16 protein-coding genes, 1 pseudogene and 4 CRISPR repeat arrays are annotated in these 21,609 nt (G+C 68.4%); of the genes and pseudogenes, 7 read left to right on the top strand and 10 right to left on the bottom strand.

Features of this window, described 5'->3' with window-relative positions; genetic code table 11:
• Nucleotides 1-232: 232 nt before the first annotated feature.
• Nucleotides 233-996: a CRISPR direct-repeat array (repeat unit 29 nt; unit sequence CGGTTCACCCCCACGGGCGTGGGGAGCAG).
• 70 nt (nucleotides 997-1,066) lie between these two features.
• A pseudogene (locus KIP79_RS35230) lies at nucleotides 1,067-1,339 on the bottom strand (type II toxin-antitoxin system Phd/YefM family antitoxin); the annotation flags it as partial.
• Between the two features lie 16 nt (nucleotides 1,340-1,355).
• Nucleotides 1,356-1,690: direct repeats of the CRISPR family, unit length 29 nt; unit sequence CGGTTCACCCCCACGGGCGTGGGGAGCAG.
• A gap of 82 nt (nucleotides 1,691-1,772) precedes the next feature.
• A CRISPR array of direct repeats spans nucleotides 1,773-3,023; the repeat unit is 29 nt; unit sequence CGGTTCACCCCCACGGGCGTGGGGAGCAG.
• Nucleotides 3,024-3,093: 70 nt separating this feature from the next.
• A complete protein-coding gene (locus KIP79_RS35225) occupies nucleotides 3,094-3,315 on the bottom strand; it encodes a type II toxin-antitoxin system Phd/YefM family antitoxin (RefSeq protein ID WP_214109307.1) in 222 nt (73 codons plus the stop codon).
• Between the two features lie 1,299 nt (nucleotides 3,316-4,614).
• Here KIP79_RS35225 and KIP79_RS35220 point away from each other — a divergent pair.
• The 7 genes from KIP79_RS35220 to KIP79_RS35190 are packed head-to-tail and all read left to right on the top strand — an operon-like array spanning nucleotide 4,615 to nucleotide 12,157.
• A complete protein-coding gene (locus KIP79_RS35220; protein WP_214109306.1) occupies nucleotides 4,615-6,306 on the top strand; it encodes a hypothetical protein in 1,692 nt (563 codons plus the stop codon).
• Between the two features lie 6 nt (nucleotides 6,307-6,312).
• Nucleotides 6,313-7,695, top strand: a complete 1,383-nt coding sequence (pelF, locus tag KIP79_RS35215) for a GT4 family glycosyltransferase PelF (protein WP_214109305.1) — start codon at nucleotides 6,313-6,315, stop codon at nucleotides 7,693-7,695.
• Nucleotides 7,692-8,930, top strand: a complete 1,239-nt coding sequence (locus tag KIP79_RS35210) for a hypothetical protein (protein WP_214109304.1) — start codon at nucleotides 7,692-7,694, stop codon at nucleotides 8,928-8,930. The genes pelF and KIP79_RS35210 overlap by 4 nt, the downstream gene beginning before the upstream one ends.
• 34 nt (nucleotides 8,931-8,964) lie before the next feature.
• On the top strand, nucleotides 8,965-9,927 hold the full coding sequence (locus KIP79_RS35205; RefSeq protein WP_308170052.1) for an SDR family NAD(P)-dependent oxidoreductase: 963 nt from the start codon (nucleotides 8,965-8,967) through the stop codon (nucleotides 9,925-9,927).
• A gap of 11 nt (nucleotides 9,928-9,938) precedes the next feature.
• Nucleotides 9,939-10,652 carry a sugar phosphate nucleotidyltransferase gene (locus KIP79_RS35200; protein WP_214109303.1) on the top strand — a complete coding sequence of 238 codons (714 nt, stop codon included), beginning with the start codon at nucleotides 9,939-9,941 and terminating at the stop codon, nucleotides 10,650-10,652.
• Nucleotides 10,653-11,522 (top strand): NAD-dependent epimerase/dehydratase family protein, encoded by an 870-nt coding sequence (locus tag KIP79_RS35195; protein WP_214109302.1) that lies wholly within the window; start codon nucleotides 10,653-10,655, stop codon nucleotides 11,520-11,522.
• Nucleotides 11,522-12,157: a spherulation-specific family 4 protein gene (locus tag KIP79_RS35190; protein ID WP_214109301.1), complete on the top strand. Its 636-nt coding sequence runs from the start codon at nucleotides 11,522-11,524 to the stop codon at nucleotides 12,155-12,157. Before KIP79_RS35195 ends, KIP79_RS35190 begins: the two co-directional genes overlap by 1 nt.
• A gap of 405 nt (nucleotides 12,158-12,562) precedes the next feature.
• Nucleotides 12,563-13,568: direct repeats of the CRISPR family, unit length 29 nt; unit sequence CGGCTCACCCCCACGGGCGTGGGGACCAC.
• Nucleotides 13,569-13,670: 102 nt separating this feature from the next.
• Here the strand turns inward: KIP79_RS35190 and cas2e are convergent.
• From cas2e to cas3, 8 genes are all read right to left on the bottom strand, one after another.
• Complete coding sequence (cas2e, locus tag KIP79_RS35185; RefSeq protein WP_214109300.1) at nucleotides 13,671-13,973, bottom strand: type I-E CRISPR-associated endoribonuclease Cas2e; 303 nt, start codon at nucleotides 13,971-13,973, stop codon at nucleotides 13,671-13,673.
• 79 nt (nucleotides 13,974-14,052) lie between these two features.
• On the bottom strand, nucleotides 14,053-14,994 hold the full coding sequence (gene cas1e / locus KIP79_RS35180; protein ID WP_214109299.1) for a type I-E CRISPR-associated endonuclease Cas1e: 942 nt from the start codon (nucleotides 14,992-14,994) through the stop codon (nucleotides 14,053-14,055).
• 50 nt (nucleotides 14,995-15,044) lie between these two features.
• Complete coding sequence (gene cas6e / locus KIP79_RS35175; RefSeq protein ID WP_214109298.1) at nucleotides 15,045-15,674, bottom strand: type I-E CRISPR-associated protein Cas6/Cse3/CasE; 630 nt, start codon at nucleotides 15,672-15,674, stop codon at nucleotides 15,045-15,047.
• Entirely contained in the window at nucleotides 15,671-16,411 is a 741-nt protein-coding gene (cas5e, locus tag KIP79_RS35170) for a type I-E CRISPR-associated protein Cas5/CasD (RefSeq protein WP_214109297.1), read from the bottom strand. Before cas5e ends, cas6e begins: the two co-directional genes overlap by 4 nt.
• On the bottom strand, nucleotides 16,408-17,529 hold the full coding sequence (gene cas7e / locus KIP79_RS35165) for a type I-E CRISPR-associated protein Cas7/Cse4/CasC (protein WP_214109296.1): 1,122 nt from the start codon (nucleotides 17,527-17,529) through the stop codon (nucleotides 16,408-16,410). Before cas7e ends, cas5e begins: the two co-directional genes overlap by 4 nt.
• Nucleotides 17,526-18,215 carry a type I-E CRISPR-associated protein Cse2/CasB gene (casB, locus tag KIP79_RS35160; protein WP_214109295.1) on the bottom strand — a complete coding sequence of 230 codons (690 nt, stop codon included), beginning with the start codon at nucleotides 18,213-18,215 and terminating at the stop codon, nucleotides 17,526-17,528. The genes cas7e and casB overlap by 4 nt, the downstream gene beginning before the upstream one ends.
• The gene (gene casA / locus KIP79_RS35155) at nucleotides 18,215-19,771 is read right to left on the bottom strand and encodes a type I-E CRISPR-associated protein Cse1/CasA (protein ID WP_214109294.1); all 1,557 of its coding nucleotides are present in this window, start codon (nucleotides 19,769-19,771) and stop codon (nucleotides 18,215-18,217) included. The genes casB and casA overlap by 1 nt, the downstream gene beginning before the upstream one ends.
• Before the next feature lie 136 nt (nucleotides 19,772-19,907).
• Nucleotides 19,908-21,609: CRISPR-associated helicase Cas3' (gene cas3 / locus KIP79_RS35150; RefSeq protein ID WP_214109293.1), on the bottom strand; the 1,702-nt coding region annotated here is incomplete at its 5' end.

The following is a 21,609-nucleotide window of genomic DNA, read 5'->3' as shown; positions in this document are numbered from 1 at the left end:
CCACGGGCGTGGGCAGCAGTCCAGGGTTCTCACCTCCCCAGTGCAGCTGAACGGTTCACCCCCACCGGCGTGGGGAGCAGGGGTGCTGGTCGGGTTGTCGATCTGCGTCGCGTCGGTTCACCCCCACGGGAGTGGTGAGCAGGGACAGGTTAGCGGCCTGCTCGCCGTGATCCACGGTTCACCCCCACGGCGTGGGGAGCAGGCCCACCAACGCCGGCCCAACCAGGGATGGTCGGTTCACCCCCACGGGCGTGGGGAGCAGGCGCGGGCCAGTTTCGGCGCCTCCGGAAACGTCGGTTCACCCCCACGGGCGTGGGGAGCAGTGGAACAGGTCCGAGAGGGAGTTCACGAACACCGGTTCACCCCCACGGGCGTGGGGAGCAGCCTCCCGTCAGCATCCGGACCATGGGGGAGTTCGGTTCACCCTCACGGGCGTGGGGAGCAGCGCCTCCAATGCCCGGGTCTTTGCCAGAGCGTCGGTTCACCCCCACGGGCGTGGGGAGCAGGACCTCGGAAGCGCGAGCGCCGTTCTGCTCCACGGTTCACCCCCACGGGCGTGGGGAGCAGGGTTGGCTCCGCTCTCTGGGCGTCCCAGATTCGGGTTCACCCCCACGGGCGTGGGGAGCAGTGCCAAATGTGGGCCGAAGACCCCGACGGCAGAGGTTCACCCCCACGGGCGTGGGGAGCAGGTCTCCTCCCGTTCTGGCGTGGCGGCGGCGGGCTTGGGTTCACCCCCACGGGCGTGGGGAGCAGGGCTCGACCGGCCCACCGTGGACATCGCCGCCGGTTCACCCCCACGGGCGTGGGGAGCAGGTCACATGGGTCCAGGCCCAGGCGTTCGAGCACGGTTCACCCCCACGGGCGTGGGGAGCAGGCGTCGGCGCTGCTGGACTGCTGGACGGTGATCGGTTCACCCCCACGGGCGTGGGGAGCAGTTAACGTCTACGCCGAAACTGATGGTCTCGACCGGTTCACCCCCACGGGCGTGGGGAGCAGACTTCCTTAGCAGGGAGAATACAACTGACCTGCGGTGACGCAAATGTCGGAGATTGTCGGTGATTGAGGTTCACTCTTGGATCTCGCCGTCGATAGCTTTGCGGATTTTGTGGTGACCTTCCAGGGCGTACCGATAAGAGGCGATGAGCCTGCGCACGTTGGTCGGGGAGCGCAGCAGGTGCGTTGTCTCCTCCAGTGCCTCGTACTCAGCGGCGGGCATGCGGTAGTTGTTCTTGGTGGTGATCTCCACGGCCTGGCCGGCTGTGTTCTTGCTGTCGCTGACAGCGACGCCTCCTGGGAGGTTGTGTGCGACCTCGACACAGTTCCCGCCATTGTTGCCACTGCAGGGACTGCTGCCGTCGGTTCACCCCCACGGGCGTGGGGAGCAGATATGACACTCCTTGCACAGATGGGCTGACGTCGGTTCACCCCCACGGGCGTGGGGAGCAGCCCGGCAGCTGGAGCTGATCCGTCACGTCCTCCGGTTCACCCCCACGGGCGTGGGGAGCAGCTGCCCACCCCGGCAGGCATCACCACCGTGTTCGGTTCACCCCCACGGGCGTGGGGAGCAGGCCGACCACAGATAGACCAGCGCCATCCACGCCGGTTCACCCCCACGGGCGTGGGGAGCAGGACTGAGAACCACATGCCCATCCCGTCCGCTGCGGTTCACCCCCACGGGCGTGGGGAGCAGTCGACACCCACCGCCCGGTAGAGACCGGCGGACGGTTCACCCCCACGGGCGTGGGCGCGTTCCTGGGGCCGGGCGCGAGTGCGCGGTTCACCCCCACGGGCGTGGGGAGCAGTCCAGGCTGTCCAGCACCCCATCGCCGGTGGACGGTTCACCCCCACGGGCGTGGGGAGCAGCATTCCCGACCATGGGTTGTTCAGGTGTACGGCGGTTCACCCCCACGGGCGTGGGGAGCAGCATTCCCGACCATGGGTTGTTCAGGTGTACGGCGGTTCACCCCCACGGGCGTGGGGAGCAGCATCGCCTTATCCAGCTCGGTCCGGTAGGTACCGGTTCACCCCCACGGGCGTGGGGAGCAGTGCCAAATGTGGGCCGAAGACCCCGACGGCAGAGGTTCACCCCCACGGGCGTGGGGAGCAGATCTTCGTCTCCGTCTTCCGGCACTTCCCGTGCTGGTTCACCCCCACGGGCGTGGGGAGCAGCAGGCCCAGCATGACCGCCTCTACAGCGCGGGCGGTTCACCCCCACGGGCGTGGGGAGCAGCGGTGCTGGGGTTCGATACGGACGCGATCTACCGGTTCACCCCCACGGGCGTGGGGAGCAGACCTGATCGCCCTCTCGGAGGTCTCCGAGAGGCGGTTCACCCCCACGGGCGTGGGGAGCAGCGTTCTTCTGGACGCCAAGCCCATTTAGTTAGCGGTTCACCCCCACGGGCGTGGGGAGCAGGGCCGGACAGTCAGAAGCGGATCGCCGACGCCGGTTCACCCCCACGGGCGTGGGGAGCAGCTGTCGATGGTGTTGAAGGTCGCGAAGACCGCCGGTTCACCCCCACGGGCGTGGGGAGCAGATCGGGACTACTAAGGGTGTGAGGGTGGCAACCGGTTCACCCCCACGGGCGTGGGGAGCAGTACGCCACCGGCCTCACCACGAACGCGAAGTCCGGTTCACCCCCACGGGCGTGGGGAGCAGAAAGTCGCTCATTCAGGGCGCACCTTACCAACCGGTTCACCCCCACGGGCGTGGGGAGCAGTCGAAGGAGAAGGACGCGTTCGTGTCCGACTACGGTTCACCCCCACGGGCGTGGGGAGCAGCGACTGGGTGAGGATGCCCTGCCCGGCGGGGACGGTTCACCCCCACGGGCGTGGGGAGCAGCTCTCCCATCGTGCCATGCACCTGGTTGTGCACGGTTCACCCCCACGGGCGTGGGGAGCAGCCGGCACTTCAAGGACGCCGAGATCTCCTCGGTCGGTTCACCCCCACGGGCGTGGGGAGCAGTGGAGTTGCTGGTCGGCGTAGCCGAGGTAGGACGGTTCACCCCCACGGGCGTGGGGAGCAGACTTCCTTAGCAGGGAGAATACAACTGACCTGCGGTGACGCGAATGTCGGAGATTGTCGGTGATTGAGGTTCACTCTTGGATCTCGCCGTCGATGGCTTTGCGGATTTCGTGGTGGCCTTCCAGGGCGTACCGATAAGAGGCGATGAGCCTGCTCGCGTTGGTCGGGGAGCGCAGCAGGTGCGTTGTCTCCTCCAGTGCCTTGTACTCGGCGGCGGGCATGCGGTAGTTGTTCCTGGTGGTGATCTCCACGGCCTGGCAGTCCTCCGTGACCTCGTCAATGGGAGAGAACATCCGGCGGCTGGTTTGAGGATGCCCTCACCACGGTTCACCCTCACGGGCGTGGGGAGCAGAGGAGCGATACGCCCGCAATGTGCCGAAATGGCGGTTCACCCCCACGGGCGTGAGGAGCAGGCTCGCCGTGGTGGTGGCCGCGCGCCGCAACGCGATTCACCTCCACGGGCGTGGGGAGCAGTTGGTTGCGATGGTGGTTTTACCGATACCACCCGGTTCACCCCCACGGGCGTAAGGGGCAACCGTACGCCTCCCCGTTGACGCCAAGGTAGTACGTTTCACCCCCACGGGTGTGGGGAGCAGGGGCCCTGGATCCAGGGCGGCATCCTGACCGGCGGTTCACCCCCACGGGCGTGGGGAGCAGCTTCCCTAGCAGGGAGAATACAACTGACCTGCGGTGACGTGAATGTCGGGAATTGTCGGTGATCGAGCTTCATTCCTGGGTGTCGTCGATGAGTTCGCGGATTTCGTGGCGGCCTTCCTGGGCGTGCTGATAGGAGGCGAGGAGTCTGCGCATGTTGGCCGGGGACCGCAAAAGGTGTGCCGTCTCACCAGTGCCTCATGCTCGCCGGCCAGCACCGGGGAGACACGGTTGTTCCTGGCGGTGATCTCCACAGCCTTGCCCTCCTCAGTGACCTCGTTGATGAGCGGCAGCACTCGGCGCCGGGCTTCGCTCACTCTGCTGGACATCGGGAACCTCCACACAATCTGTAGCAGATGCCGTACCGCTTCAGTCGGGGACCGAAGATATCGGCGGGATGTGTGGGTGATAGTGGGCCAATCAGGGTTTGTCGGGATTGTTGGATTTGTTGTGTTCGGGGGATGGTGCGTAGTCAATAGTGGTGGAATTTTTTGAGTGCCCCCGTCAATTGAGAATGGCCGGATATAACTAGGCCTTGCGATCTCGTCGGATAGCCATTTTGCGCCTTCATCGTCAAAAGGGCGCATTTATGTCTGGATTCCCTGGTAGGAGGCACGGTGGCGGCTTTTCGTCGTTTTGGTCTGGTTACGGTTGGTCTGAGCTCGATCTTCGCGCTCGTTCCTGCGACTGCGGCGCATGCCGTGGAGCCGATGATCAATATGAAGGTTCTGCTGGTTTCGGATGGGTCGACGGCCACGGACGCGATCGCCGCCGCGATGGATTCGGAGGGGATTCCGTACCAGAAGGTGGATCTCACTAGTCCGGGGCGGCCGGTGATTAACGCGGCGTTCCTGGCGGATCGGATGGGGGCCGCGGATCGGGCCAAGTTTCAGGGGGTGATTCTGCCGAACGCCAATCCATTTACCAATCCATCGGAAATGTCCGCCTTAGTGGATTATGAGCGGAGGTTTGGGATACGGCAGATCAGCGCGTACGTGTACGCGTACCCGGACGTGGGGCTGAATTATCCGGAATACGCCGGCCCGCTGGACGGCATGACGGCGACCATGAGCCCGGGTGGGCCGTTCCCGTACCTCGCGGGGCAGGTGCCGTTCGACGACGAGTCGCCGGTGGCCGCGGAGACCTGGGGGTACCTGGCCACGCCGCTCCCGAACGACCCGGCCACCGGGAAGAGCTTCCAGCCGCTGCTCACCATGCCGATCCCGAACAGCGCCAACCAGGGCGTGGTCGCGGGCGTGTACACCCACGACGGCCGGAGCGAGCTGGTGGTCACCGCCGCCGCCAACCCGAACCAGCGGCAGTTCCAGATGATCTCCCACGGCCTGCTCACCTGGCTGACCAAGGGCGTGCACTTCGGCTACGACCGCAACTACTTCGCCCTGCACGTGGACGACGTGTTCGGCGACGACACCCGATGGAACGCCGAGTACAACTGCACCCCGGCCAGCGACTGCCCCCCGGGCGTACCCGAGACCGGCATCCGCATGACCCCGGACGACGTCAACGCCGCCGTCCAGTGGACCAACACCAGCGGCTTCACCCTGGACTTCTACTACAACGGCGGCGGCAGCGCCGTCTACGCGGCCGAGCACGGCGGCACCGACCCGCTGCTCCCCAGCCTGAAGGCCAACAAGGCCAAGTTCCGCTGGGCCAACCACACCTACACCCACCCGTACCTCGGCTGCGCCCAGGACTTCTCGGTCAACCCCTGGCGGTGCGCCACCAACGCGCAGGGCCAGATCGTCTGGACCACCCGGGCCACCATCGAGGACGAGATCAACCGCAACAAGCAGTTCGCCACCCAGCACGGCCTGCCCCTGGACACCACCGAACTGGTCACCGGCGAGCACTCCGGCCTCTTCCTGCAGCCCCGCCAGCCGGTCGACAACCCCAACCTGGCACCCGCCCTGAACAACACCGGTGTGAAGTGGATCGGCAGCGACGCCTCCCGGGACCCCGTGCAGCGCGCGGTCGGCAACGCGGCCACCGTGCCCAGGTACCCGATGAACATCTTCTACAACGTCGCCACCGTGGCCGACGAGGTGGACGAGTACAACTGGATCTACAACAGCAGGGCCGACGGCGGCTCCGGGATCTGCGAGGACAACCCGGCCACCACCACCTGCATCCCACCGCTGGACCCGGCCACCGGCTGGACCGGCCACATCCTCCCGATCGAGGTGCGCAACGGGCTCCGGCACGTACTCGGCGGCCTGCCCTGGCCGCACTACGCCCACCAGTCCAACCTGACCGGCGACCGGCTGGCCTACCAGGTGCTCGACCAGATCTTCGCCCAGTACCGGTCCCTGTACGCGGCCAACACCCCCATCGTCAACCTGCGCACCTCGGCGATCGGCGCCGAACTGAAGCGCATGGCCGCCTGGCGGCAGGCCGTCCAGGCCGACCAGGTCTCCGGCTACATCCAGGGCGGCGTGGTGTTCGTGGACGCCCCCGACACCCTGGACGTCCCGCTCACCGCCCCCAACGGCACCCGCGTCCCGAACCTGCTCAACCTGGGCAGCAGCCCGTTCGGCACCGCGTACGCCGGCGAACTCTCGGCCTACCAGCGGGCGGCGCTGCTCCAGCCGATCAAACTCCTGCTGCCGTAACCCCCCATGCGCGTCACCATGGTGACGGAGGGCACCTACCCGCACCACCACGGCGGAGTCAGCGTCTGGTGCGACCAGCTGGTCCGGGGCATGCCCGAGTACCGGTTCGACCTGCGCGCCATCGTCGGCACCGGCCGGGAATCGCTCGCCTGGGACCTGCCCGCCAACGCCACCGTCACCCCCATCCCGCTCTGGGGCGCCCAACCGGGCCGCCCGCCCCGGGGCCGTGCCCGCCGCCGTTTCGAGGAGCTGTTCCGCGAGATGCTCGACCTGATGCTGGACCCCTGGCAGGGGTCGGCGGCCCGGTTCGCCGGGGTGCTGCGCGAGCTGCTCCGCCTGGGCGCGCCGCTCTGCGGGGACACCGCGGTGCGCTGCCTGCTGGAGGTGTGGGCGGCCCGGCGGGAGGAGTACGCGGCGATCGGCGTGGTGCCGACCGTGCACGACGCGGTCACGGCGGTGGATCTGATCGAACACTCGCTCCGGCCGCTGCGCTTCCCGGCGACCGGGGCGGAGGTGACCCACGTGGTGGCCAACGGGCTGGCGGTGCTGCCGGCGCTGGCCGCCAAGTGGATCGAGGGCACGCCGTTCGTGCTCACCGAGCACGGGGTCTACCTGCGGGAGCGGTATCTGGGATTGCGGCGCTCGCCGTACCGGTGGCCGGTGAAGGCGGTGCTGCTGAGTTTCCTGCGGATGCTCTGCTCGGCGGCGTACCTGGAGGCGAGTCTGATCACGCCGGGGAACAAGTACAACATCCGGTGGGAGGTGCGCTGCGGGGCCGATCCGGGGCGGTTGCTGACCGTGTACAACGGGGTCGATCCCGGGCAGTTCGCCCCGGCTGAGGGGGAGCCGGAGGTGCCGACGCTCAGCTGGGCCGGGCGGATCGATCCGATCAAGGATCTGGAGACGTTGATCCGGGCCTTCGGGCAGGTGCACGAAGAGTTGCCCGAGGCCCGGTTGCGGATCTTCGGGGGGACACCGGCGGGGCGGGAGGCGTACCTGGCGGGGTGCAGGGAGCTGGCCGGGGGATTGCCGATCAGCTTCGAAGGACGGGTGGACGACATCCGGGACGCCTACACGGCCGGGCATGTGGTCGTGTTGTCGAGCATCTCGGAGGGGTTTCCGTACACGCTGATCGAGGCGATGGCGACCGGGCGGGCGACCGTGGCCACCGACGTCGGCGGGGTACGGGAGGCCGTCGCGGGGACCGGGCTGGTGGTGCCGCCGCGGGATCCCGGGGCGATGGCGGCGGCCTGCCTGACCCTGCTCAAGGACGGCGCGCTCCGCTCCCGGCTGGGCGCGCAGGCGCGGGAGCGGGCGCTCGGGCTGTTCACCGTGGACAAGGCCGTGGACAGCTTCCGCACCCTCTACCCCCGGGTGGTGACGGCGTGAACGACCAACTCACCGAGCTGTGCGCCAACGCCGTCGATCCTCTGGAAATCGCGGCCGGGCTGGAGTTCGACGGCCTGAACGACGAGGGGGCCGCGAGCCACGGGCACCCGGACGTGTTCGCCTACGCCGAGGCGCTCTACCGGACCGTGCCGCGCCGCCCGGTCGAACCGGCCGAGCCGTTGCCCGATCCCTGGGCGGGCGATCCGGTACGGCATGCGGTGCGCGGCGTGCTCTTCGGGCTGCCGGGGTTGTGTTACGTCACCGCCGCCCAGGCGGTCACCGGCTCCACCCTGGTGCTACTCGTCTCGTTGCTGCTGGCCTGGGCGTACGGGCAGGGGGCGGCGTACCTGGCGTACGTCGCGATCGGGCACGGGAACCGGGACGAGGGGCTGGCGGTGGCGCGGCGCGGGCTGCGGATCGGGCTGGCGGTGCTGGTCCCGGTGGTCGCCGCGACGGGCTGGGCGACCGGCGCGAGCCTGGCGGCGGTCCTGCTGGCGACCGGGCAGGTGGTCTACCTGCTGGCGGCTGGGGCGATCCTGGTCGCGGGCGGGGAGCTGGTGCTGCTGGCGGCGCTCGTTCCCGGATGTGTGCTCAGCGTGGTGTACCTGGCCGTGGGCTGGCCGCATGTGTGGGCGGTCTGGGCGGCGGGGGCACTGACCGTGCTTGAGGCGCTGGTGCTGGCCGAGTGGGTGAGCAGGACCAAGGCCCGTCCCGGGCGGCTGCCCCTGTCGGGGGCGGTTGCTCCGGCTTTGTTCGGGGCGCTCTGCGGGGGGTTGCTGGCCGCCGGAGCCCCGCTGGAGGACGGCGCGCTGGTGATGGTGCCGCTCTCGTTGAGCATGGGGGCCGCCGAGTGGGCGGTGTACCGGTTCCGGCGGGGCGGTCACCTGCTGCTGCGCCGTACCGAGACGGCTCGGCGGTTCGCCCGTGGGGTCCGGGTCGCGCTGGTGGCGGCGCTCGGGCGGTACCTGGGGGTGCTGGCCCTGCTCACCGCGCTGGTCGTCTGGGTGTCCGGGACCCTGGCGCCGGTGGGCAACCTCGCGCTCGGCGGGGCGGTGCTGGTGGCGCTCGTCCTCCAGTCCTTCGGGATCAACCGGCCGGTGCTCGTGCTGTTCGCCGCCGCGCTGGCGGTACGGGTGCACCTGCCCCGTCTCCAGCTCGGCGTGGATCTGGGGCTGCTGGTCGGGGTCGTGGCCGTCGCGTGGAGCTCGGTTGCTCGCCCTTCACTCCATCAATAAGAAGAAGAGAGGACATCTCGTGATAACGCATGCTGTGACGGGGGCCGATGGGTTCATCGGCTCCCACCTGGTCGAACTGCTGGTCGAGCGGGGGTATCGGGTCCGGGCGATGGCCCAGTACAACTCCTTCGGGTCCTGGGGGTGGCTGGACACGCTGCCGGCGGAGGTGATGGCCGGCGTCGAGGTGGTGCCGGGGGACGTGCGCGACCCGGCGAGCGTACGGAAGCTGGTGGCCGGGGCCGACGTCGTCTACCACCTGGCGGCGCTGATCGCCATCCCGTACTCCTACCTGGCTCCCCGGTCGTACCTGGAGACCAACGTGCTGGGCACGCTCAACGTGCTGGAGGCCGTACGGGAGGCCGCGGTCGGGCGGCTCGTCCACACCTCGACCAGCGAGACGTACGGGACCGCCCTGTCGGTGCCGATCACTGAATCGCACCCGTTGCAGGCGCAGTCGCCGTACGCGGCCTCCAAGCTGGGCGCCGACAAACTGGTGGAGAGCTACCACCTCAGCTTCGGGTTGCCCGCCGTCACCCTCCGCCCGTTCAACACCTTCGGCCCCCGCCAGTCGGCCCGCGCCGTGATCCCCACGATCATCAGCCAGATCGCCGCCGGGGCACGCTCGGTCCAGCTCGGCGCGCTCACCCCCACTCGCGACTTCCTGTACGTCAAGGACACCGCCGCCGCCTTCGCCCACCTGGGCACCGCCCAAGGCGTGGAAGGGGAACTGTTCAACGCCGGGACCGGAGTCGAGATCTCCGTCGGCGAGCTGGCCTCGAAGATCGCCGAGATCATGGGCGCCGAGGTGGAGTTCACCTGCAAGGCCGAACGGCTCCGCCCCGCCGACTCGGAGGTGATGCGCCTGGTCTGCGACAGCACCAAACTCCGGGAACGCGGCTGGGCGCCCGCGCACACGCTTGAGGACGGGCTGAAGGCGTGCGCGGCCTGGTTCCCGGAGAACTTGGACCGTTACAAGACGACCATCTACCACGTGTGAGGACGGATTCCGTGCACGCAGTGATCCTGGCCGGGGGCAAAGGGGTCCGCCTCCGCCCGTACACCACCACGCTGCCCAAGCCGCTGGTGCCGATCGGCGAGCAGTACTCCATCCTGGAGATCATCATGCGCCAGCTCGCCGAACGCGGCTTCACCTCCGCCACGCTGGCCATCGGACATCTCGGGCATCTCATCCGGGCGTACGTCGGCGACGGCGCGCAGTGGGGCCTGCGCGTGGACTACGCCCTGGAAACCGCCCCGCTCGGCACCATGGGCCCGCTCCTCACCATGCTCGACACCCTGCCCGCCCAGTTCCTGGTGATGAACGGCGACATCCTCACCGACCTCGACTTCGGCGACCTGCTCCGCGGCCACATCCGGGGCCGGGCGCCGCTCACCATCGCCACCTACCGCCGCGAGGTCAAAATCGACTTCGGCGTCCTGACCGCCGCCGACGGCCGCATCGTCGAGTTCACCGAGAAGCCGACCATCGACTACCGGGTCAGCATGGGCGTCTACGCCCTCTCCAAGCAGTGCCTGTACGGCTACTCGCCCGGGTTGCCGCTCGGCTTCGACGAACTCGTGCTGGACCTGCTCCGCAAGGGCCGCCATCCCGCGCAGTACGACTTCGACGGGCACTGGCTGGACATCGGACGGCCCGACGACTACGACCGGGCCAACGCCGAGTTCGACGTACTCCGGCCGGCTCTGCTGCGAGGGGCGTGAATGACGCGGGTGCTGCTGACCGGTGCGTCCGGGTTCGTGGGACGGCATGTGGCCGAGCTGCTGGCGGGGGCGCCGGGGGTGGAGTTGATCCTCACCCGGCGCCGGGAGCTCACGCATTGCCGGGTGGTCGACCTGGCCGCAGGGCCGTACGACGCGCTCTGCCGGGTGCTCGCGGAGGCGGAGCCGTCGGTGGTGGTCAACTGCGCCGGGGTGGTGCACGGGGAGTCGGCCGCGCTGGTGGCGGGGAACGTCACCGCTCCCGCGCGGCTGCTGCGGGCCATGGCCGATGTGGTGCCGGACGCCCGTCTGGTGCATGTGGGGTCGGCCGCCGAGTACGGGGCGCATGCCGTACCGGTGCGGGAGGACGCTGAGTGCCGCCCGCTCGGCGAGTATGGCCTGACCAAGCTGGCCGGGACCGCACTGGTCCGCGCGGCGGCCCTGGACGGGCTGGATGCCGTGGTGCTCCGGCTCTTCAATCCGGTAGGGCCCGGGGCTTCGGGTGGCAGCCTCACCGGGCGGCTGATCGCCGGGCTACGCGCGGGCGACGAGGTCCTGCTCGGCGTCACCACCGACGTACGCGACTTCATCGACGTCCGGGACGCGGCGGCCGCCATCGTGGCCGCCGCCCTGGCTCGCGGTCCGCTGCCCCCGGTGCTCAATCTGGGCACCGGGCGCGCGGTCCCCGTACAGGAACTGGTGGACACGATGATCTCGGTGGCCGCATGGCCCGGCCGAGTCCTCTCCACCCCGTCCGCAGGCGGCTCCACCCTCCCTTGGTCCTGCGCCGACATCACCGCCATCACCCAGGCACTGCCCTGGCGCCCGGCCATCCCCCTCCGCACCACCCTCGCCGACGCCTGGCAGACCTGATGAACACCCTCGTCCCCGCCTACTTCCACCCCGTCGCCCAGGAATCCGCCTGGCGCCGCCTGGCCGCCCGCCCACCCTCCACGATCATCCTCAACATCGCGGGCGGCCCCGGCACCACCCGCGACCCCGACTTCGCCCACGTCCTCAAGCCCTTGCACGCCGCCGGTGTCGAGGTCCTGGGCTACATCGACACCGCGTACGGCGCTCGCCCCGTCCGTGAACTGGTGGCGGACGCATTGCGCTACCGCTCCTGGTACGGCACCTCCGGCACCTTCCTCGACCAGGTCTCCTCCGGGGGCGACCGTTTATCGCACTATCGAGTCGCCACCACCGCGTTACGCCCACAGGGCCGGCTGATCCTCAACCCCGGCGTCTACCCCGACCCCGACTACACCTCCCTCGGAGATCTACTGGTGACCTTCGAGGGGCCCTGGACCTCCTACCGTTCCGTACGGCCGCCGTCGTGGGCCCGGAATCCAGCGAGCTTCTGCCACCTGGTGCACGAGGTACCCGCCTGGGCTCGTCGCTTCGTCGAACGCACGGCCTCTCGGCTGGCGGGAACGGGGTTCCTCACCACGTTCCGGCAGCCGAACCCCTGGGGGGACCTTCCCTCGTACTACGAGCGGATCCGATGAGATCCGACATGCCCTCGGACTACACGCCCGTGCCGTACCCCACGATCCTCCAGGATCGGCCGGCAGGCTGCTTTCCCACCGAACCGACGACCTCGGCGGGACCGGCGTTTCCCGGCGGAAGAGGCACGTGCCGCTGCACCGGGTTGATGAAATGGCAGCCCGCCAGCTGGCAGTCGGGACAGTTCTGATACCCAACAACCGCGGACAGCAGGAGAGCACCCGCGACAATGCCGGCCCACCGCCATCTCCGCCTCGCCATACGCTGAACGCCTTCCTGCCGACTAAGGGACACCCGATCCCCAGAACCTTGGTAGAAGGTGCGGCGGACTCTCCGCTGCACCCCCACCATCAGACGATCACCTGTGGGGACCACTCGCAATACCCGCCTGGCCTGGCGTTGCTGTTCGGCTCACCCTCACGGGCGTGGGGAACCACCTGGTCAGCCGCGCCACCAGCCCCACAGTGATCGGCTCACCCCCACGGGCGTGGGGACCACGGCCGCACCCGGAAGCCAGCCGACGCGCAGTTCGGCTCACCCCCACGGGCGTGGGGACCACACCACCGGCACCCGGGTTCCCGCGGGCACCGCCGGCTCACCCCCACGGGCGTGGGGACCACTCCACCTCGCCAGCGGATTCGGCCGAGCGGACCGGCTCACCCCCACGGGCGTGGGGACCACCCGTCGGCGATCCCGGCCGCCCGCCGCGCGAGCGGCTCACCCCCACGGGCGTGGGGACCACGTGCTGAAGCTCTCGATCGAGAGGCAGCGGAACGGCTCACCCCCACGGGCGTGGGGACCACGTCCCTCGGATGTCGATCCCGGCCGGGACGCCCGGCTCACCCCCACGGGCGTGGGGACCACGCCATCTGCATGGGGGCGAGCCGCTCGGCGGACGGCTCACCCCCACGGGCGTGGGGACCACGCGCGGTTGGCGGCTGCGGTCTCCCCGTAGAGCGGCTCACCCCCACGGGCGTGGGGACCACGGGTTCCATCGGTGGTGCTCCTGCCAATCCGGCGGCTCACCCCCACGGGCGTGGGGACCACTCAACCCTTGGGTTCGCGGCCAGATGACGCTACGGCTCACCCCCACGGGCGTGGGGACCACGATGCTGTGGCTAAGCTTCGGGATGATCCCCTCGGCTCACCCCCACGGGCGTGGGGACCACTTCTGCGGCACCGACTCCAACGGCCCCATGTACGGCTCACCCCCACGGGCGTGGGGACCACGCCTTCGCGCAGACGGCCACCCGCTGGCTCGCCGGCTCACCCCCACGGGCGTGGGGACCACAAACCCTTAAGGACATCAGGGAGGAGCGGAAGCGGCTCACCCCCACGGGCGTGGGGACCACTCAACACCGAGGGCATCCAGCTCTACACCGGCCGGCTCACCCCCACGGGCGTGGGGACCACACTTTCTGAGCTGGGGAAATTCGGTTGACCTGCATAGATAGGTTTGTCGGAGTTTGTCGGTGATTGCGAGAGGTGCTGTTTCAGGCCAGCAGGGCGGGAGCGTCATTGCTCGGGTGGGGGTTCGGGGAGGAAGCGCACCAGTTGGAGGCCGTCGAAGTCGCTGATCTGGCGGCGGCGGTGGCCGGCTGTGCGGACGATGAAGCCTTGTTCGTTGTCGGCTGGGTGAAGGCAGGTGGCCGCGCCGTCGTCGACGCAGCCTGCGACGGCGGCCCAGAGGTGGTCTCGGACGCGGGCAGAGACAGTGCCGACGTACAGGCCGGGGGTTGGTTCGATGAGCCAGCGGCTGAGGGCGCCGCGGACGTGGTCGGGTACGGCGGTGGTGGAGATGACGATCATCGAAGCCATGGTGACGCTCCTTGGCGGGGGCCGCTCCTAAGCATCACGGAGCGCGTGAAAGGGGCGGTCCGGGGTGACAGGGGGGCGGTTACCACGGGATGTCGGCTCCTCCGACAGCCTCGTCGGCGTAGTTGACCCCTGCGGGCAGGGAGCCCAGGTCGGGGTCCCACAGGTGGACGATGTCGGCGGTCTGTGCGGTAGGTGGTTGCGCTGCCGCCGTGGGGGCGATGACCTTCTGGATGTCGGAGACGATCGTGGGCATGAGCTTGATCAGTCGGAACTCCTCGCGGAGTCGGACACGGGCTTCGCGTTCGGGCTGGGTGGAGCCGGCCAAGGAGAATGCCAGCGGGATGGTGACCTTCGCTTTGTACAGGTCGGCAATGTCGTAGACGAAGGAGGTCTGGGTTCCGGCGTGGATGAAACCTAGGGCAGGTGAACAGCCCAGTGCACAGATGGCGGCGTGCACGACGCCGTACAGGGCGGCGTTGGACGCCGACAGAGCCAGGTTGACCGGATCTTGGTCGTCCCAGGCGGCGGGGTCGTAATTGCGACGGAACCGGGCGATGCCGTGCTTGGTGGCCAGCAGGCGATACAGCGCCTTCACCCGCTGCCCTTCCAGCCCGCGTAACTGAGCGAGGGAAGTCCCGGCGGGAACCGAGGCCGGGCCGAAGCGGTGCTCGTACATCCGCACCGCGACCCGGAGACGTTCGCCTTCGTCGGCCCAGGCACGGGCTTGGTGTTCCAGCCAGTCGGTGGTGAGCTGTGCCGGCAGGATCCCTGCGTAGGACCGGACACCGCCCGCGCCGACGCAGACCAGGGTGGTGCCATGGCGGGCGAAGGTGGCCAGCGCGGGCTGGGTGATAGAGGTGCCGGGGCCGAGCAGCGCGCACGACAGCGACGCGGTCGGCAGGTAGACCCGTTCGACACCGCGCGGAGAGTCGACCTGAGCGCACACGCCGGTGTCGTCCTGGACGATGCGAACGGTCTCCAGGTACAAGAACGACAGCGAGTCGGCGATGCGGGGCAGCATCGCCAAAGTCGGCTGTCCGAGACGGCGTTTGGCGTCGGATGGCGGTCGCTTCACCGCAGGGCCGCCGGGGCGAGGCTGAGCAGGCCGCAGCCGTAGGTCTTGCCGCGGCCGATGCCCTTCAGGACCGCAGCGCGAAGCGCGTACGGATCGCTCACAGTTCCGTGCCCGTCGAATCGGACCACAGCGTGGCGCACAGTTCCCTTGGCGCGGATCTCCTGCAGGGAGTGTGAGGTGACAGTGGTGACAGCAAGCCCGTGGGCGGCGGCGCGGGTCACCCACCACTCTTCGGCTGCGGCGCCGTACAGGGCTTTGATCTTCCCGGCGTCCTTGCTCGCGGTCCGACCAAGCCGTTTGGAGGGGTTGGCGGCGATGCGATAGTGCACCGGCAGGCCGGTGGTCAACTGGCGTAGCAGGCCGTCCAGTTCACGTACGGCCATCTCGCCGTAGCCGTCGGGCAGGCGTCCGAGGTCGGGCTTCATCCGGCTCTGGGCCAGCAGTTGAACGCCCTGCCGGGTGTCCTCGATCCGGAACAGCACCCCGGCCTGTGACCGTGCGTTCGTCCCCAGCTCGTCGGGGACCAGCTGCATCATCCGCTTGTGCAGGCGGTCAGGATCGGCCAGGTCGCTATTGACATCCCGTCGGCGCAGGTCGGGGAGGATACGTATCAGCCAGGCTGTCACTGTTCCTCCTTCGCATAGGCGAGCAGGGCTCCCCAGAACTTCTCTCCGGTCACGAACAAGTGCTGGGGCAGGAACTGGGTGGCGATGCTCACGGTGCGGGTCCGGTACCTCCGGTCGTGGCGGTTGAAGTTCTCAGGTACGTCAGTCAGTTCGCTGATCTCCTCGGCGGCCGCTGCGACGCCTTCGGTGACGAACTCGGCCTCGGGGGCCTCGCGTTCGCGCAACCGCCGCGCCACCGGAACACGCGTGCGCAACTCGTTCACCGGATCGGCCGCGAAGGCGCGCAGCAGCAGCGGCTGGTCCGGAGGGCAGGACCGTCGTCCCAGGTACGGCTGCCAACGAGGGCACCGCAACGCCTCAGCGATCTCTGTGATCCTCTTTTCCGGCCCCTCGACCGCCACAGCGAACGCCGCGTCCGAGAGGTACTGACGCCGGGTGACCATCGTCGCGGTTTCCCGTGGTCGCTGGGTGCCGTCCGGCCGAGGTACGCCCCTGGGCAGTCCGCCGCCGATGGTGTGGAAGTCGACCATCCGCACGCCGGGCCGATCGATCCGTACGGTGAAGCGCAGCAGGTCATAGCCGCCCAACGGCTGGCCGCGCTCTATCCCCTCAGCGGAGGCGAGCAGACCGATCAGGCCGGACCGGGTGGGGAAACGCAGCGTGTCGCGCTGGGCGAAGACGCTGTGCTCCCCCCAGGACTGCAATGGCCCGGCCAGACGCAGCACCAGACCGCTCACTGCGAGGCTCCCGGGTACGCCGCGCCCACAGCTCCGGCGATCAGTTCGGCGAAGGAGTCCTCCGGGTCGCCCAGCCCGTTCAGCGGCTTCTCGTCGATGCAGGCGTACGCGGAGTGCAGGACACCCGCAGTGCCCCAGAGCTTCTCCAGCCGTTCGGCGTGGCGACTGAGCTGGTCACGAGATGGAGCGGCCAGACCGCGCTCCGGGCGGATCGGGGCCTCGAACGCGGCGGCGTAGGAGATGGGCCGGTCCGCGCGCACCGCGACGTGCACAAGGTCGGGCAGGGTGTTGGCCGCCGAGCTGGTCTGCTTGCCGGTAGGCAGTGAAGCGATGAACGCCGCCAGGAACGCCCGCGTAAGCTCCTCGGCCATCTGGACGTCCTCGCCCAGGTTGGTCCGCAGGCCAACCAGGTCCAGGCTGGCGTACCGGTAGAACACCCCGGCGCTGAACTCGGCGCTGTTCATGTGCCCGCTGCCCACTGCGTCCGCGGGCAGGCAGTCGTCGACCGCGGTGAAGAAATCGATCTCAGGCGCGACTTCGTGCGTGGTGAACGCGTGAGCGACCTGTACGACGCCGTCGACGCCGGCGCCGGGCAGCTCGGCCAGCATCCGGCCGAACAGGTTAATCACGCCGTTGCGCTCCGACAGCAACTCGCCCACCTTGTCCGTCGGCAGTACCGCCTTGGGCTTCTTGGCTCCCACGGTCTGCTCGATGGCCTCGCGGTGTTCCTCAGCCAGGTCGGCCAGAGCGTCCAGCGCCGCTTCAGGCAGGTACAGCAGTACCGATGTCCCGCCCTTGTCCTCCAGTTTCAGGCCTTCCTTCTTGTTGGCCGACAGCGCCACCTGCGCGCCCGCCGCCAGGGCGGCCTCCTGGGACCAGCCGCGCCGCTGCAGACGCTCGGCGACCTCTGCGGGCACCCGCCGGGTACGGACCGCCGGGTCGCCGATGGCGCGTTCCACGTCCAGGCGTACGGCGCGCTTCCAGCATTGGCTGGAGACCCGGGTACGGGTGGCCCCGCCGTAGACCAGGCTCTTGGGTGAGCCGAGGTCGTCGCGGTTGAGGTTCGCGAACGGCACGGTCTGCAGGACGTGCACGTCGAGGTAGCGGGGGGTGGTCACTGGTCCTCACCTTCTGGAATGGTGTCCCCGTCGGTCGGGGCGGGGTGTTCGGTCTTGTTGATCGCCCGGTAGAAGTCCTGCAGCCACCACTTGGTCACCTGGCCGCGTTCGCCCTCCCAGCGGCTGAGGTCACGCAGCAGGCGTCCCCAGTCAGGCTCGACCTCCGCGGTGGCCAGCCGGCGGACCAGACCGGGCAGATGGCGGTGCAGACCGGGCACGTTCTGACGGCACAGCAGGTGCAGGCGTGCCTCCACTGTGTCGGCGGTCAGTTTCTTGTCGACGACGGCCCGGCCGAGCGTGCTCCCCAGGCTGGTTGTCTGTCGCCCGGTCTTCTTCTTGGGCTGGTCTGCATCCTCAGGCTCGCCTGCCGGTTCCTGCTCGGTCAGGGGAAGTACGGCGGCAGCCGTTTCCTGGCCCGGGTCGGCTCCGGTGTCCGTGCTGTGCTGGTCTGCGCGGCCGCGGGGCTGTGCCGCGATCAGGGCCGCCACCGAGTAGTAGGCCTGCTCCACCGCCCGGGGGGGCCGGTCGGTCGGCAGCCACGGAGCGACCACGGAGTGGGCCTTGCGGGCCAGGTCATCCTCTACCGGCCGCCCCAGGCTCCGGCGTAACGCCGAGCGCCGACCTGGGTTCTCCTTGACCTGCTTACGGACATGGGCCACGTACTTGTCCGCGGTCTCAATCGACATCACGTCACATCGCCTCCTTGGCCATTTCCGCCTTGCCGCGGCTTGCGGCCGTTGATCAGCCCGCGTTTGAGTTCGACGGCGCGTTTGAGACGGGGTGGGAGCGGCACGGTGGTGCTGTCGGTCACCTCGTCGTAGACGTCCAGCGCCAGCCGCCGGAAATCCGCTGATGGCTGGTCGAACCGGCGCTCCCGGACTCGCTTCCAGAACAGCCGTTCCGCCCGGGGCCAGTACCGGAAGGACCCATCCGCCGGCCAAGGGCCGGGTGAGATTTTGCTGCGCTGCGCCTTGCCCTCGCCGTTGGACGGATCGTTGATGGCTAGCCAGGCCTCGCGCAGCGCATAGCGAAGCTGCCCTTCAAGCAGTTCGGCGGTTTTGCGCATGGTGCTGATCTGATAAGGCACGTCGTCTTCGACTGCCAGGGCCAGCGTCGCCGGGGTGATAGCAGTCGTCCACTCTTTGTCTCGTGTCTGGCCGTCCTGGTCAAAGCCGTACGCGCGGGCTCGCAGCACGGGCAGCAGAATGCCCCGCAGGTCTTCGACAGCAGCCAGAACAGCAGGCCGACGCGCGTGATTGTCGCCCGTGTCCTCCATGAGGAGCGCGTCAAAGTCCCGCCACAGGGCACGACTCGCGTCCGCCTGCCGGGCGTACTCGGTCCCTTCCTTGTTCTGCTGGTAGATCAGGTAGGGATCTTTGGCGGGGAACTCCTGATCACGCCAAGCCCAGGTGATCCACGCATCTGTCACATACTCGCCATCTGCGGAGGGCTGCAGCAGCACCGCGTGCTGAAACCGGCCGGTCAGCACACCGCCGACACCGCTGAGCCGAGGTGCCCACCTACTGGGATCGGGCAGGTCATCGACCTCCCATGGCGCATGGTCAAGACCGCCGGAGCGATATTGGTGCGCTGGCGGGATACCTGCGACCAGCGACTCGAAAACCGAGCTCCCAACGGGGTGGAACGAGATCGTCCGCCGCAACGGCCCGGCTTTGCTGTTGCCGCCCGACACCGCCCCGGCCGTACGAGGAGTGCACTGTCCCGACGGCCCGTAGTAGAGCTGGGTCAGCAGGTGGAACACCGCCTCATCCGCTTGCAGCGGGGGCGGACTGAGCGACGTGGAATGGTTGAACCACACCTGGTTGTTGCCTGCGGGCCGGAACATGACCAGCTTGTTCACACCCGAACTCGTCTTGCACTGGTCCCGTAGACGTGGATCCTGCAGCCATGGGCGAATCGGATCAAAGAGGGCGAACCGTCCCGCGTACCGACCGAAATACTCCGTGATCGCGTTCTGGTCGAAACAGCCCTTCGCCAAGACGTCCGCCTGGCGGTCATTCCACGCGACGCTCCCATACGACATGTCATCAAGACCCGTCATACGGGCAGCGATCACCGTCAACACCCGCCACAGCGCGGAAGCCCCCGGCGGCGGCGACGCCTCGATATCAGTCAGAACATGAGCCTGCTCAAACAGCTCCCGCAACCCGACCTTCCGCCGCGCCTCACCCTCTCGGACCGGCACCCAGCGGCGTTCCAACAGGTCGTAGGTGTCGGCCACGTGAGGAGGGGGTGCCGAGCGCGAGATCCCGGGGGGAGGCATGACGGATAGACCTTTCGTTTTCTCATTCATTGAGAGGTGCCTGGAGTTCAGTCGGTTCTGCGGTGTGGCTCACGACACGTGACGGCTAACCCCGCTAGCTATTCGTCGAGGTTTCGGGCTTGAAGTCCGATAGGCCGAGTTCTGGCGACAGCCATACCTCCCGTTCGCCCAGCACCCCAGGCGACTGCTGATCAGGCAGTGAGACCACCACAAGATCTCGCAGGTGCGCACTCTGCTCCCAGGACTTCCTGACCTCAGAGGTGGTGTGGTCCGGCGACTGCCCGCGCAGCCAGGCACCCGGAACCGGGATGGTGTTCATCAGCACGTGCCTGACCTGCTCCTTGGTGAACCACGTGCGCTCGCCCTTCCGGCCCTTCGGTTCCAGGGGGAGCAGCCGGTCGCCGAGCATTAGCCGACCGTCGGCGCCGGGCGTACAGCAGACGACCCGAGCCGAGTCAGCGCCGAGGCGGGTGGAGTACTCGGTTACGAAATCGTCGCCCGTGAGCTGGCTCAAATCGTCGACATCGCTCGGCACGGGAATGGCGGCCATCTGCGCATACATGTCCTTGGTCTGCTCGTCCGCGAGCCTGGCCAGATCCTCATCAGTGATCGGTGAGGTCTCGTCCCCGAACGTCTCGTCGTAGACCTGGTCCACCAGACGCTGGATGTCGCCCGGAATGTTCACCTGCCCTCCGGGCAGGTGAGCCACAGCGGTCCGCGTCCGACGTAACAGCGCAGTCGGGTAGACGAACGGCCAGCTGGCAGGTATCCGCAAATCCCCGGTCTCATCCACCGGTATTAGGACCACCAGTCGCATTCTGCCGGTCGCCTGCGCCGTCTCCTCCTCCACTGCCCAGTCGGGCCTCCAGCGGTCGAACATCGGATGCCGCTGGCACCGGCCCGCCCGCTGCAGCAACAAGGCGATAGGAGCCAGGTCGCTCACGACCAGATCGAAGTCCAGATCCAAGGACTGCTCGATCACCTGAGTAGCCACCAGGATCGCCGCCGTCGGCCTGGCGCCCCCGGCGTCCTTTCCGAACCAGCGAACCGCCTCCTGGGTGATTTCCTCCCGACGGTACGCGGGGAACCTCGAATGCAGCAGCCGGATCACCGGAGACGGACCGCGCTGCTCGTCGAGCCATGCCTTCAACGCCAAGTAAGTACGCTGCGCCTCGCCAACGGTGTTGCAGATGACCGCCGCGCAGCCGCCCTCACGAACCAGCGGCTCCAGAACTTCACGTAACACCGCCGTACGGTCAGGGCGCCGATCCGGGCCGACCAGGACGTTACGGGACTCAACGTGCAGTGTGCGCTCACGGGACTGCACCGGAATAGACTCCGACATCTTTGGGCTGACGTACAACCATCCCGGGTAGGTCACCTCGGGCACTTGCACGTCCTCACACCCGGCACCGGCCAGGTATGCCTTGGCCAGGCGCTGCCCTGTACCCACCGGAAGGGTCGCCGACAACAGCACCACTGGGACCTTCAGCGAGCCCAGCCATTGCAGCAGCACCTTCAGCAGGCCCTGCATGTACGCGTCATAAGCATGCACCTCATCGATGACCAGCACCTTCCCGGCCAGACCGAGCATTCGCAGCACGTTGTGGCGCCCCCGCAGGACGCTCAGCAACGCCTGGTCAATAGTCCCCACCGCCAGGTTCGCCAGGAGCAATGCTTGGAATCTGTGGATCTGTCGGGAAGGGGGTGTACCTTCCCGATGATCATGTCCAGTCTCAAGCATGACCGACGCGCCAACGTCGGTCGGGAAGGCACACCCGTTGCTCACCGTAGTC

Origin of the sequence: Acrocarpospora catenulata (genome assembly GCF_018476525.1) — a bacterium.
Classification (GTDB): Bacteria; Actinomycetota; Actinomycetes; order Streptosporangiales; family Streptosporangiaceae; genus Acrocarpospora; species Acrocarpospora catenulata.
Note: the sequence above shows the minus strand (reverse complement) of the source record. Positions and strands in the feature narration are given on the sequence as shown.

What these genes read in the sequence shown, in the direction of transcription:
- KIP79_RS35225 (WP_214109307.1), bottom strand. Translation starts at nt 3,315, where the DNA reads ATGTTCTCTCCCATTGACGAGGTCACGGAGGACTGCCAGGCCGTGGAG.
- KIP79_RS35220 (WP_214109306.1), top strand. Translation starts at nt 4,615, where the DNA reads ATGTCCGCCTTAGTGGATTATGAGCGGAGGTTTGGGATACGGCAGATC.
- pelF (WP_214109305.1), top strand. Translation starts at nt 6,313, where the DNA reads ATGCGCGTCACCATGGTGACGGAGGGCACCTACCCGCACCACCACGGC.
- KIP79_RS35195 (WP_214109302.1), top strand. Translation starts at nt 10,653, where the DNA reads ATGACGCGGGTGCTGCTGACCGGTGCGTCCGGGTTCGTGGGACGGCAT.
- KIP79_RS35190 (WP_214109301.1), top strand. Translation starts at nt 11,522, where the DNA reads ATGAACACCCTCGTCCCCGCCTACTTCCACCCCGTCGCCCAGGAATCC.
- cas2e (WP_214109300.1), bottom strand. Translation starts at nt 13,973, where the DNA reads ATGGCTTCGATGATCGTCATCTCCACCACCGCCGTACCCGACCACGTC.
- cas1e (WP_214109299.1), bottom strand. Translation starts at nt 14,994, where the DNA reads ATGCTGCCCCGCATCGCCGACTCGCTGTCGTTCTTGTACCTGGAGACC.
- casB (WP_214109295.1), bottom strand. Translation starts at nt 18,215, where the DNA reads ATGTCGATTGAGACCGCGGACAAGTACGTGGCCCATGTCCGTAAGCAG.